Origin of the sequence: Sphingobacterium thalpophilum (assembly GCF_038396785.1) — a bacterium.
Classification (GTDB): Bacteria; Bacteroidota; Bacteroidia; order Sphingobacteriales; family Sphingobacteriaceae; genus Sphingobacterium; species Sphingobacterium thalpophilum_A.
Map to the genome: position 1 here is coordinate 3,430,669 of NZ_CP151087.1, position 16,082 is coordinate 3,446,750.

17 protein-coding genes are annotated in these 16,082 nt (G+C 38.4%); 13 read left to right on the forward strand and 4 right to left on the reverse strand.

The window, feature by feature from the left end:
• Positions 1–50: 50 nt before the first annotated feature.
• Positions 51–566: a transposase gene (locus AACH28_RS15220; protein WP_341830912.1), complete on the reverse strand. Its 516-nt coding sequence runs from the start codon at positions 564–566 to the stop codon at positions 51–53.
• A gap of 333 nt (positions 567–899) precedes the next feature.
• Here AACH28_RS15220 and AACH28_RS15225 point away from each other — a divergent pair, with 333 nt between their 5' ends.
• The 12 genes from AACH28_RS15225 (at position 900) to AACH28_RS15280 (ending at position 11,579) form a co-directional block, all read left to right on the forward strand.
• Entirely contained in the window at positions 900–1,574 is a 675-nt protein-coding gene (locus AACH28_RS15225; protein WP_341830913.1) for a hypothetical protein, read from the forward strand.
• Positions 1,575–1,616: 42 nt separating this feature from the next.
• Positions 1,617–2,792: an IS4 family transposase gene (locus tag AACH28_RS15230; protein ID WP_115046003.1), complete on the forward strand. Its 1,176-nt coding sequence runs from the start codon at positions 1,617–1,619 to the stop codon at positions 2,790–2,792.
• Between the two features lie 83 nt (positions 2,793–2,875).
• A complete protein-coding gene (locus tag AACH28_RS15235; RefSeq protein ID WP_341830914.1) occupies positions 2,876–3,253 on the forward strand; it encodes a hypothetical protein in 378 nt (125 codons plus the stop codon).
• A 2-nt stretch (positions 3,254–3,255) separates the two neighbouring features.
• Positions 3,256–3,699, forward strand: a complete 444-nt coding sequence (locus tag AACH28_RS15240) for a hypothetical protein (RefSeq protein WP_341830915.1) — start codon at positions 3,256–3,258, stop codon at positions 3,697–3,699.
• The gene (locus AACH28_RS15245; protein ID WP_341830916.1) at positions 3,686–6,928 is read left to right on the forward strand and encodes a hypothetical protein; all 3,243 of its coding nucleotides are present in this window, start codon (positions 3,686–3,688) and stop codon (positions 6,926–6,928) included. Before AACH28_RS15240 ends, AACH28_RS15245 begins: the two co-directional genes overlap by 14 nt.
• Positions 6,921–7,328 carry a hypothetical protein gene (locus tag AACH28_RS15250; protein WP_341830917.1) on the forward strand — a complete coding sequence of 136 codons (408 nt, stop codon included), beginning with the start codon at positions 6,921–6,923 and terminating at the stop codon, positions 7,326–7,328. The genes AACH28_RS15245 and AACH28_RS15250 overlap by 8 nt, the downstream gene beginning before the upstream one ends.
• A 182-nt stretch (positions 7,329–7,510) precedes the next feature.
• Positions 7,511–8,263, forward strand: coding sequence for a hypothetical protein (locus AACH28_RS15255; RefSeq protein ID WP_286735059.1), 753 nt, complete (start codon positions 7,511–7,513; stop codon positions 8,261–8,263).
• Between the two features lie 135 nt (positions 8,264–8,398).
• Entirely contained in the window at positions 8,399–8,677 is a 279-nt protein-coding gene (locus AACH28_RS15260; protein ID WP_286735058.1) for a helix-turn-helix domain-containing protein, read from the forward strand.
• Positions 8,670–8,987, forward strand: coding sequence for a hypothetical protein (locus AACH28_RS15265; protein WP_286735055.1), 318 nt, complete (start codon positions 8,670–8,672; stop codon positions 8,985–8,987). Before AACH28_RS15260 ends, AACH28_RS15265 begins: the two co-directional genes overlap by 8 nt.
• On the forward strand, positions 8,980–9,534 hold the full coding sequence (locus tag AACH28_RS15270) for a BfmA/BtgA family mobilization protein (protein WP_286735054.1): 555 nt from the start codon (positions 8,980–8,982) through the stop codon (positions 9,532–9,534). Before AACH28_RS15265 ends, AACH28_RS15270 begins: the two co-directional genes overlap by 8 nt.
• 5 nt (positions 9,535–9,539) lie before the next feature.
• Positions 9,540–10,493, forward strand: a complete 954-nt coding sequence (locus tag AACH28_RS15275; protein WP_341830918.1) for a DUF5712 family protein — start codon at positions 9,540–9,542, stop codon at positions 10,491–10,493.
• A 648-nt stretch (positions 10,494–11,141) separates the two neighbouring features.
• On the forward strand, positions 11,142–11,579 hold the full coding sequence (locus AACH28_RS15280) for a hypothetical protein (RefSeq protein WP_286735051.1): 438 nt from the start codon (positions 11,142–11,144) through the stop codon (positions 11,577–11,579).
• Positions 11,580–11,798: 219 nt separating this feature from the next.
• Here the strand turns inward: AACH28_RS15280 and AACH28_RS15285 are convergent, their stop codons facing one another.
• The 3 genes from AACH28_RS15285 to AACH28_RS15295 form a co-directional block, all read right to left on the reverse strand.
• A complete protein-coding gene (locus AACH28_RS15285; RefSeq protein ID WP_286735050.1) occupies positions 11,799–12,206 on the reverse strand; it encodes a hypothetical protein in 408 nt (135 codons plus the stop codon).
• 208 nt (positions 12,207–12,414) lie between these two features.
• Positions 12,415–13,623 (reverse strand): hypothetical protein, encoded by a 1,209-nt coding sequence (locus AACH28_RS15290; RefSeq protein ID WP_286735049.1) that lies wholly within the window; start codon positions 13,621–13,623, stop codon positions 12,415–12,417.
• A gap of 459 nt (positions 13,624–14,082) precedes the next feature.
• On the reverse strand, positions 14,083–14,547 hold the full coding sequence (locus tag AACH28_RS15295) for a hypothetical protein (RefSeq protein ID WP_286735046.1): 465 nt from the start codon (positions 14,545–14,547) through the stop codon (positions 14,083–14,085).
• A gap of 736 nt (positions 14,548–15,283) precedes the next feature.
• Here AACH28_RS15295 and AACH28_RS15300 point away from each other — a divergent pair.
• A complete protein-coding gene (locus AACH28_RS15300) occupies positions 15,284–16,075 on the forward strand; it encodes a redoxin family protein (RefSeq protein ID WP_286735044.1) in 792 nt (263 codons plus the stop codon).
• Positions 16,076–16,082: the final 7 nt, after the last annotated feature.

A 16,082-nucleotide genomic window follows, 5' to 3' on the forward strand; every position in this document is an offset into this window, starting at 1 on the left:
ATAATATGTAATCTCACCCTAACTATAAACCAATTCTGTAGAACACACCTTTAAGTTTGGGGTAGACAGTGCTGTATAAGCTTCTCAAATTCCTGTTGGCTAAGATTTAGATTATGGATATTCTTCTGAACCTGGTTTAATCTCTTCAATCTAAATTTTTCCTGATCAGAAATTATTCTTTGAGAAGAATATTTTTCCGATTTGATTATCATGTTCCAGATTATAATCGCAATTTTTCTAGCTGTTGTTGTAACAGCTGCGACACGTCCCTTTTTGAACGCTATTCTTTTAAAGAAAGGTAACAGATCATGGTCATTCTGATTACCGATGGAATTTGCAACATGCCTTAATGCTATGGCAATCGTATTCTTACCTTTTCTAACTCTACTGCTCAAAATCCGTCCACCGCTAACTTTATTGTTCGGTACCAGCCCAAGCCATGATGCAAAGCTTTTTGCTGTCGGAAATTTATAGATGTCATCACCGAGATTGGTCATAAGGCATAAAACTGTATTGTCGCTTACTCCGCTAATGGCAAATAGATCTGTCCGAAAAAATTGGAGCAAGCAGAAGTTGGGCAGAGCCCTACTTTTCTTGCCCCATTTGCGAAAAATGGGGTTTAGAGTATCCTCCGGGGATACTCTCTTCGCTCAATGCTCGCATCAAGCCACTTTTTAGTATACTGGACAGTATACTTTAAATCCATTCCACCATGAAAATAATAGGCTGTATATCAAATAGGCAATATATCTAGCCTTACATTTATTCATATAGCTATATATCAAATTTTATAAAAAATAAACTAAATAGATTCTTAGAAGTTGAGAGTTACCTCTTCAATGCAAAACACTTTGTGAAATGATATTTTTTTTAGTAAATTTATATTAAAACATTAACGAATGCTAATACAATTTGGAATAGACTATGGGCTAAAGCCTAAATTCGGAATAATTGGAGATATCAGTTTTCAAGAAAATTATGATAAAGCAAAATGCAAAGGCTTAGTTTACGTCCATTGTCCAGATAGCACAGGAAAGGAAGTGCCTTGCGAGTTTGGTTTTATGATGCAAGAAGAACGGTATGCTGAAAAATTTCTTAATTCATTAATTGCCTGGAAAGAGAAATTAGACGATAGTAGAGCTATAGATTTAGAATTTTTCGAATACGAGAATGGAGATTACCTTCTCTCAATATCACCAAATGTAAAGCTGTTAATTGAAAGTATAATTCCAGACCACCTTAGGGACCACGTTGATCCAGCTGTAGTCCAGATGTATCAGGGGAAAGGAGGAATGAAAATTAGCCAAAATTATAGAAATTTTAAAGAAAACTATTTAAAGGGGAGAAACATTGCTGTACGATATTTTCTTGTAAACGAACACAATCAGATTATAAAAAGAAGTGAAAAATATTTTGTGAAGACTGAGTTCAAATTTTCAATAGAAAACAATTTAGACGATGAATCTAAATTAAATCCCATACTAAATCGTAACATCAAACGATCGAAACCACCCAAAATAAAAAAGGATCACTTGCGTCCTAAACGTTTAAAAAATGGCGGTGTTTTGATATAGCGAGATCGCTATATTTAAATCACAAAATTATAACACACCGCCATGATAAATTTAAATGTTTTTAGTCAGATTTTATCTCTTATCGACCGCGAATTATTCAAAGATTTGGTTTCAAAGCACAAAAGTGACAAACATCAGAAAGGGATCAACAGCTGGACGCATCTAGTCAGTATGCTTTTCTGTCATTTTTCCTCGGCAGATTCGGTTCGTGATATTAGTAACGGTCTACGCAGTACCACTGGTAATCTGAACCACTTAGGTGTAGTAAGAGCTCCAAGTAAGTCTAATATATCCTATATCAACACACACCGTACCCATGAACTTTTCAAAGATCTTTACTATTCTGTTTTGGATAGGCTTTGGCAAAAGGACACCCATTTTCGCAAAGATCTTGGTCAGCTAAAGCGTAAAGTATATCTGATGGATGCAAGCATCATCCCCTTATGTCTATCTGTATTTGACTGGGCAAAGTTTCGCAGCACCAAAGGTGCCGTAAAGCTGCACACTGTCTTGGATTATGATGGCTGCCTACCTGTTTTTATGCAGATTACCGATGGAAAAGTACATGAGAGCCAGCGAGCCGGTAGTTACAGTTTTTCCAAGGGAAGCGTGGTGGTAGTGGACCGTGGCTACGTGGATTACAGCTGGCTTGGGGATTTGGACAGCAGGGGTTGTTATTTTGTTACCAGGAGTAAAGTGAACATGAAGTACAACGTTATCAAGTCCTACCAGAGCGATGCCCTTAAGGAAAAGGGCATCCTTAAGGATGAGCTCATTGAGCTTTCCGGCGCTGCCCGCAATAAATACAATTCCACACCGTTACGCCTGATCCACTTTTGGGACAGCACCACTGGCAATGAGTACCACTTTTTGACCAATAATACGAAGTGGAAGGCTTCTTTGGTGGCAAACATCTATAAACAACGCTGGCATATCGAAGTCTTCTTCAAGCATCTAAAGCAGCGCTTAAAAGTATCGACATTCATAGGGACTTCTGAAAATGCAGTGATGATCCAGATCTGGACTTCACTCATTGGCATATTACTGTTAAAATACTTACAAAAAAAGGCCAAATATGACTGGAACCTGTCCAATCTGGTCGCATTCATCAGAATGAATATCTTCGTGAAAATAAACATCTGGCAATGGATAGATGATCCCTTTCTCAGGCCGCCTATAAAAGGAAAAAAGGGACAGCTAAAGATCTTCGCAGATTGAAAAATAGGGGTCAATATCGAAATGATGAAAAAAGCTATGCTTGTACCACAGAAATCGAATCCTAAAATTTATTTAGGACAGATGTGAAAAAGGATGATCGGGAATTCATTGACAATAGGAATAAAAAGCTCAAATATTTTTTCCCTGTAACATATCAAAGATTAAGGAATGAAGGATGGTTATCAGAAGTTGTCTCTGAAATCAATAAGCGATATTCAATGGATCAAATTATACAGGCTGTTAGTAATTTAATTTTTATGGAAAGGTTAAAACAAAATGATACAATAAAAATCGACACAGCTAGAAGTGGCTATGATCTTGAATTAATCAAATATTTATCAGAAAATTATGAATCCTTTAATAGTTACTTTCCTGACAGTAGTATATTCAATAAACAAAAAATAGAAAAACAGATACGCCTTGATGAACAGTATTTTAAGAAACAAACTAATAATATATAATTATGACAATTTTAAGTGAAATCGTTGCCTTTCTAAATCAGGATCCGACTGGGATCGCCAGTTCAGTGATCGCCAGTGCTTCTTATGATTTCCTAAAAAACACGCTTAATTTCAAGAGCCTAAAAACTAAAATAGGGAAATTATTCAAAAGTGAAAAAGAGACCGAAATTTTCATACAGAATCTATGTGAAAGACCTGCGTCAAATAATGTTGAGAGTGACATAAAGGCTTTGTACCAGGAAACGACGGGCAGTCAAGCCCCATTGGATATACAATCGCTCTTAGTAGACTGGCTTAAAGAGAATAAACACGCGATTGAAAATATAAACAACATACAAATTTCTCATTCAAGCGGCTTTAATATCGGAGTACAAAATGCTGCAAGAGATATTATAAATATACAGGGGGATTACAGGGCTACTAAGGATTCTGATGCAGATCAATAAACAGGAAGCAGACACGATAGTCAACATTGCTGGAAATCTTATTAATTCAGGAGAGCTCCGCATCAATACGGTGTATCTAAATGTAGATGGGAAGCAAGTAGAAGCATTTACGCAACCCGATCAATCTGCCCTGAAAGTCCAATTCAATATAAATTACCTCACATTTCTTCAAAAAAACTTTGAAGGTAAGAATCTTATTAAACGTTCTGCCTGCACAGAAATCGAAGAACTTTTGGATACGAAACAGGAATTGGCTGTAATCGGTCAACCCGGCGTGGGAAAAAGCTGCATGATGTATGAACTATCAAAATCATACGTAAATGTCGTTTATCTCAATCTAAAAAATAAATCGCTCAAGACAGTCCTGCTGTATTTTATCAATAAAATTAATGAAGTCAACAGTCAGCCCCTAACCTTTATAGATGATATTGATATTTGTCTGGAAATATTGCAGAGCCTATTGATCAAAAGCAAAATGATCTTCTTTCTTGATGAGTGCGAGGCAGCAGTTGATTTATTTGAGAGAATACTGCTGCTCAATAAATTTGAAAATAAATTTCTGTACACTTCTCAGAATAACCTGCCATTCACAAATAGCAGAATTGAAATCTTTACACTTGGGACATTTGACATTGAGGAATCCCGACAGTATTTAAATCAACAGGGGCTAATCCTTGATATCTTAACTTTCAATGAGCTGTACGATGTTTCATGTGGAAATGCACTTTACCTATATTACTATAGCCAATATAGTGTCAATCCTCTCCCTAAGGATCTTGCAAACTACCACAGATCAATATGGGGAAGTCTCTCTAACAAGGAAAAAGAATGCCTCATCTTTATTTCACTTTCTTATCTTCCCATGTCAATTACATCGTTGGTTTCACTTGTTTCTTTTGAAAGCTTGCAGGAAGCCAGCGAATTTATAAGCAGATTACGCTTGGCAACAATATCAGATGATGGGCATTTATCTATATTTCATCCCTCATTTAGAGATTTTATTTCAGATGAGCTGGCAAGATTTTCAACTTTAAAAACTTATAAAATTCGGCTAGGAGAATATTATCAGGAAGAGAACGACTATATTCAGGCGACGTTTCTTCTAATTGATGAGAAACCGGATGCAATACATGAATTTGGTTTTGAAGCTTTACCTGGGCTTGTAAACAGGGGTGATCTTGAGCTTGCCAATCGTCTCATAAATATCCTGCTTACTAAAAAACAATCCCCATATGTTACAGGCTACCTTAAATACCATCTTTACGGGAATCTCCGCTTGCTGAATAGAGCAAGAAAGGCGGATGATATTCTCGAAGAAGCACTGAAACTTCTAAAAAAAGCAAGAGACCGCAAACTTTATTTAAGCGCATTAATGGGCAAGGCTATTGACCTTATTGAAAGAGGAGAACATCAAACAGGAATCGATCTCGCAGATTCTATTCTAACAGATAAATCCTGCTCAGATGAATTGTTTAAAGGCCAGCTATTGGTTAGCCTTTCCAAGATATATGTTGACCTCCACCAATTCAAAAAAGCTGCGGTTGCAGCAAAAACAGCCTATGATTCCTTTGCAAAAGAAAACCATCTCAATGGGTTGATATCAAGCCTTTCAAATTTAGCCTCTGCATTGGGATGTACAGATGACCAGAAAAAACTTGCAGAGGAATATGCGCTGAAATTACTCCAGCTCCCATTGGAAAAAATAAATTATGGTACAAAGTTGATTGTCCTAAATGTCTTAACATCCTTAAACCGTCAGAACAGGAATTATGAAGCAGCAAAAAAGTATGGGTATGAAGCAGTATACCTTTGCCAGCATTATAAACTTGAACAAAAAGCAATTTTGAATCTTACCAATTATGGGAATGTAATTAGGGATACCGGAGATCTAACGGGAGCAATAGCAATCTATGAAGAGGCATTAGAACATAGTGTTAAGCTCGATCTACCTAAAGAACAATCAAGGGTTTGTTGGATTTTATCAAGTATCTATGCTGAACAGGGCGAACAGACGAAAAGCTTAGAATTTATAGCGGTTTCGATCAAGATGGCCGATAGGGTCAATTATCTTTATGGAATGGCACATGGACTGGATGAACAGGGAGCACTACTCTCAGAAATGAAGAGAATGAGTGATGCCGGTGCTAGCTACGAGAAGGCATTCCATATATTCAATTCAATGGACGACATGGTCAGGGAAAGTAGAAATTGTCTCACGAATGCAATCTTATGTTATATGGAATCCGAAGAGTCCGACCGGCTCGAAGGACTTATAAATCTTTCATTGGATAGCTTGGAAACCAGCCGTTTCATCGACCTTGGAGGGATTTCCGATTACGACAGAATCAATATCGATGTACATAATTATTTCCTCAGAATAGGTAAAAAGGCAACAGAGTCAGTAAATGCACCAAATTTAATTCAGTCATATCTCAATTATTTAAAATATTGCAAAAGAACTCCTCTGGTCAGCAGTAAGGATTTTAAAAATTTATTACTTCAACTCAGTAAGAATGTAAACACAAACAAATATATCAAAGCGAATCTTGCTGTCCTCATCGAGCAATCAAGCAATTTATTAAACCGGAAAGATTTATTGGACATCATCGAATCTTTAGACCAACAGTTAGAGGGCTTTTTTGCGAGGGAAACAGAATTTGAGATAATTTTCTTAATAAGCTTGAAAGAAGGATTCAATATTGAAATAGGAGTATTAAAAGACGAATTGACCAACATAAAATTGACTATTAACTTTATATTATTTTTATACTCACTTCCAAAGTGTCTATGCTTTAAAGGGAACAAAATGGAATCGTTCTGTAAGATTAACATGATTAACTACTCTACACTTATATCCCATTTAGGTAACACTAAGGTGCCGTCATTTAATTTTGATGATTTCATACAAGTAACTATCTTAAATCGACCGGACTATACGATACCTCTTTTTGTCGTTGTGAATGATGACTTTGAGTCTTTTTCAGATCTCATGGAAAAAGAAGAGAACAAATGTAATTTCTACTTTATCCGAACATTGATTAATGAACTTATCGGACATTTCCACCATGCCAAAAAGAATATTATCTGGAAATACACAAAGTCTTTAAGCCAAGAAATAGCTCATCTATATGATTATACAATGATTTCTGGCCAGGCGGAAATCCAATCTGATTTTCATGTTGATCTTTCCAAGCTTGACGAAGCATTTAATTCAACTGATTATGAATGATATAAATAAAATTTTCAAGCAAGCGATGTACTTGCTCATTCCTCCTCCAACCCATAAAAACGAAATCCCCACTTTGGGTATTGGATTTTCAAATCGAGAATTACCTTTGACCGCAAGCAAATTGCTGAAATTAGAGGATGTCGACTTTATTCTTAATCTTCATATAGTAGGAATGTGCGTAGATCTAGTAGCTAGTGATAGTAAAAGTTCTAAAGATGTATTTCGAGCGCACTTAAATTGTGATTTAAATGAAGTCAACAATTTCAGAAAAGTAGTTAAAAACAATTCAAAAAGTGCTTTTGTATTGGGTGTCTTTGAAAATTGCGAATTTTACGTATTATACGAAGGCAAAAATTTTGAACCTTTTATGGTTAATAAAATACAATTTATCGAGAATTGATGAATATAATTTTTATCACTTAGGACTTGTTATAAGAATATAGATGCTTGTGAGATCTTTTCGGAAAGACAAGATAAAAATACTCTAGAGTCTAAAGCCTTTTTCGTGCTAAACCCGCCTGCATTTATTCTCTTCCAAACGAAAGGAAGTGTATATAAATTCATTTGTAATAAATTAAATCTATGTCAGCACACTACTTTAAAGCAAGAAAAATACTTGATTTCAAGCCACATCCTTTCTCAATCGGAACGATAAAAGGAGTCCCCAGCGGATATGAGGACAATCATTTTCTTTTAAAGATCTATGGCTTAAAACGTGAGGTATTTGACGATTACTATCAGTACCATCTGGAATATTATCTTTCCGGTGAAAACCGTTCAGAAAAGGAATTCTTTTCCCATGTATGGCATATCGTTTCCGATAGAATTGATTATTTTAAAGGCCAGAGCCCCTATTCTTCCAAACATCCGCTCTATATTTCCAATATTGGAAAGCTGAATGAATTCCTTGATTTTCTCGCACCGCTGGATAAATGGAACATTAGACCAAACGATATGCTGATAAAAGAGAAGGACGGAGAGATCATGAAATTGCGAGCAAAACTGGAAACCCTGCAAAAGAAACTGGCCGATCTTGAAAAATACGAGGTGTCCGTCAAACCGATGGTACAGGATGACCATCTTCCCACTTTTATCGACCTGCTGCAACAGATGAGAAATCTGACACTTCCGAATGGAAGGAAGCTCCTGGTCAGCGACCACGAAAGCCCTTATTACAAAATGGTCTCGAAATATTTCGTCTACAATGGCAAAGATATACCGGTCAATACCGTGCGTAACTATTTTGTGCAGAAAGATCCAAAAGATTCCATGAAAGGTGTCAAAATCCCCGATGATAAAAAACTGTTCCAGATAATACCAATAAAACAGGGATAATAGTGATCCTGTTCGACTACTGAACATGACCAATGGACTCCAATGGTCATCCAGACTATTCTCCCAGCATCCAATTTTGTACCGGTGGCAAGGCGCAGATGCCGAGCCAGTATTGTTCACAAAATTGGTATGCTTATGGTATTTGACATCCTGACAAAAGAAGACTTACAGCAGTTCAAGAAAGAACTACTTGAAGAGATCAGACTGGTTTTAAAACGAGAAAATTCAGGAAACAGCGGAGATAAGGAATGGCTCCGTAGCAGGGAGGTAAGAAAGAAACTGGACATATCTCCCGGAACCTTGCAGAACCTACGGATCACGGGCATTTTACCCTTTAAGAAGATCGGGGGCAGCATGTACTATCGCAGCAGTGATGTCGATAAAATGATGGAGGGAGGCAAGGGCAATGGATAACAGTATACAGGATCATTACTTTAGTTCATATTTGGAGCAAACCGCAAAAGACAGTAGGTTGCTTCCATCGCACATCGGACTACTTGCGGCAATGTTTTATTATCACCAGAAAGAACGTCCCGGGGAATTCTTTCATTCCAGCCGTAAAAAGCTGATGCATTTTTCACGTATAAAGTCCATTGCGACCTATCACAAATGCCTTTCCGATCTCATCCTTTATGGCTACGTGGATTACATCCCCTCCTGGCATCCGACAAAGGCCAGCCGGTTCCGGTTTATCATTGACAATAATCCCGACAGTAATGGCTAGATCAGATGAGAATATACGGTCAGTCCGTTTCCCAGTGGAAGTGGATGGCCGTCTGGCACTGCTCTCCCGTAAACTGGGCAGGACCAAGCGGCAATTGGTGATGGAGATGGTTGATTATTTTTATAGGAGCAAGAAAGACCCTGCTGACCTGAATGACGAGGTCCTGAAAAAAGAACTTTCCAGTGGGGTAAGCCGTATCCTTTCCTTTATCCGAAAACAGGAGACCGACCTATTGGTTCCCCTGTATTCCATGTTGGACGAGCTTGGTGCTGTCACCAAACAGCAATCCGGTCTAATTGATCTGATTTCCGATGAACAGCAGCAGGCATCTGAATTTCTGAAAGCAAATACGGAATATCTCGGGAGTCTGGATAAAGTCCTTAAAAAAATATTCTTGGGCATTACACAGAAACAGGAATTAAAGGATGGTTTCAGAAGGATCCTTGAACATTACATTGCCCAGCGGGAAACACTGGGATGGCCGGTATCCAACGCAAAAAAAGAGGAACTGGCAAAACAGGTCAGGGAAGCACTGGATAAACTTTAGCCGCTATGTATATCAATATCACGGATTCCGAAACAGGAAACAATAAAGGAAGTTGTGGCGATCTTGTCGCCTATCTGGAAAAAGAAAACCGCCTTGCCGATAATAAAAAACAGGAGCACTGGTTCAATGGCGAACGGAACGATATTAGACCCCATGAGGTGCGCATCGGGATTGATGGCAATATTGCCAAACTGGGCAGGGAGGACAGTAAATTCTTCCTGCTCAATATCAGTCCCAGCAGAAAGGAGATCGATTTCCTGCTCACTACTTATGGCGAGGATGGGGCAAAAGAAAAATTAAAGGAATATGCCCGAAATTTTAAACGCCCGGGAATAGAAAACAACAAGGATCTGTTATGGTTCGCCAAACTTGAAAACTACCGGTACTATAGCCATAAAGATAAAGAGGTCAAAAATGGCACGAAAAAAGAAGGCCAGCGCAAGGAAGGTCCACAGATGCACGTTCAGGTCATTGTCAGTCGAAAGGACATTACTAACCGTATCAAACTGAGCCCGCAGAACAAATCACGGGGCAGGAATGTGGAGCATTCCAAAAAGCTCGGGCAGTTTGACCAGATGGCCTTTAAGCAGTGCGGGGAATCTGTATTTGATAGGATGTTCGGTTTTGACCGAAAACTGAAAGAAACTTTGCAGTATGCGAATATCATGAAGAATGGCAATGCGGAACAGAAAGCACGGCTTCATACCTTTGACAGGCTTCTGGAAAGAGGGGCTATTCCAAAAATGGAAGAAGGCTGGACAGATCGGATACTTGCTAACCCCGCTCAGGACAGCTCTACCATACTGCGGGATATATTATCTTCCTTTGCCACAAATGGACTTGGACTCCTGGATATCCTTCTTGATCCCGTTCAGGAGTTTAGCGGTCAGAGTACGGTCACTGATGAGGAAGAAAGAAAGAGGAAGCGCAAAAAGAAAAAACGGGGACAGCGAAGGTAAAAAAGACTATTCAAATAATTATGAAAGTGGTATAGAACAATGATCCAGCATGACATAAAAATTATCTGCCGGATCTTTGCTTCGGCTTTCCCCGAGCCGTTACGCTTCATTTTTTCGGTAAATGTAGGATAGATATATGGTTTACTGAATATAACCAAAACTTATATACAGTAAAAGATATAAATATATATCTATTGGTATATATAGCTACTGATATGGATATCCATCGTTACCGCTTCTGCAAATTTACCCACGATGACACAAAGGTCAAGGGTATACTAAACGCCCCTACGCACTCATCCCTAGCCGGCGCCCTTGACCCAATTGTGCCGTCTTGCCTTTTGGTGGCCTAAGCGGTGAGGATGGAATGGTGTGTCCCGACCATCCGGCGACAAGGGAGGGGGAGTAAATATGTATTTATCAGAACAGTAATAAGCTATTCTCAAAGAAACAATCAAAAATGGGTTAATAGGCTATGTTATTTTTATAAAGCTGACCATGGTCAAGACCGATAGAGAGAATGCAATAAAAAAGACAGACACCCCAACATATAAAAATGTCAAATAGACCAAATAAATCGTATATTAAATTTATTTGCTCCATTTCACTGATTAAGTTGGTGCTACCAACTTATTAATAACATAAAGTATGAAAAAATTAAAATCATTAGTATTTATCCTATTGATTGGAGTAGGAATTTGCAATGCCCAAACCGGCAAAAACCACTTTATCGACCTACCTTCAACCGATCCGAAAACGACTTTTGAGAACGTCTTACAGCTTTTTCTTTCGAGCGATTATTTTGTCCTGTCAGCGGATAAGCACTCAGGATTTATACAATGTAAAATCGTTAACGATGACAGCAAAGTTTTTACAAAGCTAAAGGTAGAGATTCTCGAATATAATCTCCTGATACGAGAAAACCAAGATAACGGCGCACGGATATATATTCAGGCCAACCTTAAACAAAAAATTCGTTCTGCTAGCGTGAATAACGATGGAGTTTACAGTGATGATATCGGGGTAACTAAAAAGCCAAAATATTATGAACCCTTGATAACATTTCTTAAATCAAATTTAAACTAAAACTTGTTTGGCATACGGATAAATATCATCCTTGTTGCAGGATTTTGGCGGAAAACTGCGCATTAAACATAGTTTATTTTTCATTTTCGTATCTCTATAAATTAATCGCAAGGATCGCTTTTTGTTATATTATACCCACTTACCTTTTGGTTGCCTTAGCGATGAAAAATAGTATAGATTGTCCCAACCTATTTGGCCCAAGTTCTTAATTCTTCAATTTTATACATCATCTGTGACACTCAAACAATCCGAAAAATCAGCTAAAATGCGATTTAACTCTTTTGGTTTTTTTGTCCCCAGATAAAGAATCTCTCCATTTTTTAGGATAACCCTTAAACTATATCGCCCCTGAAGAACAAAATAGTTTCTGTTCCGGAGCAGATCCAGACCATAGATCCGATAGAATTTTGCTCGTTTATGTTCCACCAGATAAGCTTCTTTTATCGCATACCATGGTATAATGGCGAAATGTCGGTCTAACGGAAAGAACCGAAATTGAATCTCCCTGGATGTGATCCGTAATTCCATTTTGATCAGAAGAAAATAAACGGTAAAGAGGACTGACAACGGGGCACCTGCAATAAAAAGAATATTACCGGCAGGAACATTGCCAAAAGGCTGCCCCAATACAACCTGGACTATAAATCCCGCGACAAATAGAATGTTTAAACCAATCTGGATGATCCAGAATAAAGGACTCGTAATCTTTTGTTTTTTCCCGGTACAGTATTGCCATATTATTCATTGTATTATTTTGGGTGAAATAATGTGCCTAGAGGAAATTAACATTGATGAGGCTTCCTTATAGTATTTCAGACAGGTTCATTAATTCGTTTTATCTCAACTGTGACATATAGCGGTATATAAAATCGGGGCTCTTGAGCCGCTCTTTACCATATTTATTGATCTGGTCGGCATATTGCATCAGTAACCCGCAGCCTGCTTTATTAAAGAGTTTTCGGAGACCTTTATCCCCTGAAATATCATAAAGCAGAAAAGCATCCATGCAGTCGACCATAAGGTGTTTTCTGTCCAGCAGTTTCAATTTTGTCATTTCTTCAAGCCTATTGCCCTCCGGTGTTCCCGAATTGGTCAGGAAGAGAAAAGTCCGGATCAGCCACTTGTCCCGTTGGAGTGAAATGACAAAGTAGCCCACTTTGTAGGTGGCAAGATAACATTCCAGCAGTACGTAATCCTTCTTTACAATGGTTTTCACTGTGCCTTCCCGTATAACATATCCAATATAGGCCTGCACATATCCCCGCCAAAAAACTGCCCGCTCTTCGAAACGTTCAAGTGCATGCTGCTGGGCGTATATCGGTAGAGCGATATCATCGTCGACATTGATTAATCCCAGCTGGCTCGGTCTGATGGAGATCCAGTCAAACTCATCTACTTTGGTCGCTGACGGCACTCCCATACGGACAACCGTTCTCTTCTTTCCGTCAACATCCTGCAGAGCGGTGGTATGGGACAACCTATGCACATGGATTTCGTTAGTCCCGCCGAACTGTTCAACCGCCATCCGGTCAAAACTGAACCGCACCGTTCCTTTATAAAAATCATAGAGCTGCAGGTCATTGAGGCTCATGATCTGGATGATCTTCATCCGCTGCTCGGCAAACCATTCGGTAGTGGTAAAATAGGGTGCGAAAACTTCCCTTAATCTGGAAAATCCTTTTATCCTGCCACCGACCCTATACTGGATATAATGCAGGAGTACCAATGCATCGGTCAGAAATCGGGCATAGGAAATCTTCTCGCCCAATAAGGTCTCGATATGTTGACCACTGAGCAGCTCAGCCAAAGTCTGTTTATAGTTTCTCAGTTCTTCGGCATTCAGGACACGCTTGCCGTGGGGTATCACCCGAATATCGGGATAACGATATAGGTATAAAAGACGGAGGCTACTTTCTGGCAGTAGTTCGAAATATCCCTTACCGACCAATTTCTCACAGATAATGCGTAACCGATGGTAAAACACCTGCCGACGGGCCTGTTCCTTTTGGCCATAATTAGTCTTTCTGTGGCTGGATTTACTCATACACATCTCTTTTTATCTGTCATACAGAGAGCTTATTTTTCACTTATGGAGTGATATAAATATTCATTAAGTTAATAAAATATAGGTATAATACCAACTATTAAAGGTTGAAAAATGGGCTTCGGTCAAATTGACTCCCCCTAAGGATTGAGACAGGTGTTTAAATATAAATGATAACGTGGGAAATATGAGATTAACCGTAAGATCAAGATTACCATTGAACCTGTGAAGAACAGCGCTAGTTTTTTAAATTAAATTATTGTCTAGAAATGTTCAGTTTTAGCAGTAACAATAAGCTAGCCCAATAATAGGTACCTTTGCTATTAGGCAGGTAAGCAGATAAGTTGGCAAAGCACTGATCGGATAAGCTAATGCCCAGTAAAGAAAAAAGGCCCCCACCCCGAGAGATAGAGACCAAGTTCTCAATTTTAAATTTCTTGAAATGAAGATATTGTCTAATCAGCCTTTTAAAGATCGAATCTCTTTTTTCAACTCTTCTATTGTTCGATTTGCCTCAGATAATTCCTCTCTGCAAATTGTATGTGCTCTTAACAATTCATTATGACTTTCAAGCAGATTAGTATATTTCTGTTGAACTCCTTCAAACTGTAATTTCAAGTCTGAATAACTCTTCTCTCCTCCAACTGGATTAGATCGAAAATAGGGTGCCAATTCAGGGAAATCAATAGAGAAATCATGAGGTATAGCCTTCCCATATTTTATCATGATTGAATCGGATAAAAATTCCTTTTTAAAATGATTGTACAATGTGTTAGATTTATAACCAGCTCTTTGAGCGATACTCTCATTCGTATCTGTACTCAACGACACTGCGATATATAATGCCAATCCTCTCCCTGTATATTCTTTATCAGTTATTTTGCTATTCTTTTTTCTCACAAAAACTATTATCTCAATTGACATAAAGATACGCAGGCTTTATGTTGATAATAAAATTGAAAATAAGTTGATTTATATTGATTTTTGTTTATATTTGTAATATATAGTGTTTGTAAAACTATTTTTTTATTGATTTTAATGGAGTAAAATAGAATTAAATCAATAAGATTGGATTAATTGAAGTTAACGAACTCTCGTATCTGAATTTGGCGATTTGCAATGCGAGTGTGAGTACTGCGTCAATTTTCCTATCTTTGAGAAATCTTTTCTCAGGGTAGGGTTGACGCTTGCTTAGACCATGCATTGCAATATAACCTTCGGGTTATACATTGAAAATTACTTCCCTGAGAGTAATGAGTAAAGGTTTCGCCAAAGCCTCAGATGCAAAGGAAGGCAAGTAGTCAACCTACTTTTAGCTTTTCGAGAGTTCTTAGAAATAAGAACTGATGAAAACAACAAGTATACAAAATAAGCATTATTGTATGTCATCGAAGAATGGCACCAATAGTGCTTATTTTGTTTTTTTCTCTAGCAAAAAGCAACTGCTTCAAAAATTAGCCTGCCCACCCGAATAATCGGGTGAGATAACCCTATACCGCTCCCTTTCTGTCCCGACCGAATCCGTCATAAATTTTCCAAGGGGCTGGGAGCGGCTATTCTTATAATCCTAAAAACAGACCAATTTTCATCGAAAAAATGAACGCTATCGGCGTAACGGATATACCATGCCCTGATTTTTCGACTATAAACAGACCCGATTATGATCACACTCATATTATTAATACTAAAAGATATTCTAAAAACACACCTTTACAGGGGAAACAACCTGTTAAAGATGTTCACCACAATTTTCGTTTCTATGTTTAGTTTATGCTCAGCACAGTCCGTGAAAACACGGGCTGATGCCAGGCAGACTACCACGAAGATAACACGGGAGACTATCCCTTATTTCGTTACGACCACTGATAAGGATGATATCCGGGGGCAGATATTACATTTTAACCCCGATGCCAATCTGGGCAAATACCCATTGTTTGAATATAATGTGAAGATGGACCGGATATCTCCGCTTAAAATAGGACAAAAGGTACCGGATGATATTATGGATCTACCTATACGCATAGCTGGCGATAGATACGGAAGAGACAGTGTCACGCTAAGGAAACTTTCTGCAGACAGGATGCTCGTATTGGACTTTTGGGCAACCTGGTGTGCACCCTGCCTGGCTTCGATGGATAAATGGAAAGAGCTTCAGCCAAAGTATGGCGATCATGTTCAGTCTGTCGGTCTCATGCTCGACTATGATTATAAAGCGGAACTCACTACCAGAAAAAGGAACTGGACTTCGCCACAGCTTATAGGCCCCGAGGTATACCTGCTAAATGCCTATTTCTGCGGCACACCGGTTACAGGCCCCTCGGTATGGATAAAAAACGGAACCTTGGTCGGTATCACTGATGCAACAACCAATATCGAGCCTATTCTCGAAAAAATGATCGCTGGTGAAATTACTTCCATTCCCCAGAAGTATATGTGGAAATCACCATTTTAACAGGGAG

What these genes read in the sequence shown, in the direction of transcription:
- AACH28_RS15265 (WP_286735055.1), top strand. Translation starts at nt 8,670, where the DNA reads ATGGATAACAGTATACAGGATCATTACTTTAGTTCATATTTGGAGCAA.
- AACH28_RS15280 (WP_286735051.1), top strand. Translation starts at nt 11,142, where the DNA reads ATGAAAAAATTAAAATCATTAGTATTTATCCTATTGATTGGAGTAGGA.
- AACH28_RS15295 (WP_286735046.1), bottom strand. Translation starts at nt 14,547, where the DNA reads ATGTCAATTGAGATAATAGTTTTTGTGAGAAAAAAGAATAGCAAAATA.
- AACH28_RS15270 (WP_286735054.1), top strand. Translation starts at nt 8,980, where the DNA reads ATGGCTAGATCAGATGAGAATATACGGTCAGTCCGTTTCCCAGTGGAA.
- AACH28_RS15230 (WP_115046003.1), top strand. Translation starts at nt 1,617, where the DNA reads ATGATAAATTTAAATGTTTTTAGTCAGATTTTATCTCTTATCGACCGC.
- AACH28_RS15245 (WP_341830916.1), top strand. Translation starts at nt 3,686, where the DNA reads ATGCAGATCAATAAACAGGAAGCAGACACGATAGTCAACATTGCTGGA.
- AACH28_RS15300 (WP_286735044.1), top strand. Translation starts at nt 15,284, where the DNA reads ATGATCACACTCATATTATTAATACTAAAAGATATTCTAAAAACACAC.
- AACH28_RS15250 (WP_341830917.1), top strand. Translation starts at nt 6,921, where the DNA reads ATGAATGATATAAATAAAATTTTCAAGCAAGCGATGTACTTGCTCATT.
- AACH28_RS15240 (WP_341830915.1), top strand. Translation starts at nt 3,256, where the DNA reads ATGACAATTTTAAGTGAAATCGTTGCCTTTCTAAATCAGGATCCGACT.
- AACH28_RS15255 (WP_286735059.1), top strand. Translation starts at nt 7,511, where the DNA reads ATGTCAGCACACTACTTTAAAGCAAGAAAAATACTTGATTTCAAGCCA.
- AACH28_RS15225 (WP_341830913.1), top strand. Translation starts at nt 900, where the DNA reads ATGCTAATACAATTTGGAATAGACTATGGGCTAAAGCCTAAATTCGGA.
- AACH28_RS15275 (WP_341830918.1), top strand. Translation starts at nt 9,540, where the DNA reads ATGTATATCAATATCACGGATTCCGAAACAGGAAACAATAAAGGAAGT.
- AACH28_RS15290 (WP_286735049.1), bottom strand. Translation starts at nt 13,623, where the DNA reads ATGAGTAAATCCAGCCACAGAAAGACTAATTATGGCCAAAAGGAACAG.
- AACH28_RS15260 (WP_286735058.1), top strand. Translation starts at nt 8,399, where the DNA reads ATGGTATTTGACATCCTGACAAAAGAAGACTTACAGCAGTTCAAGAAA.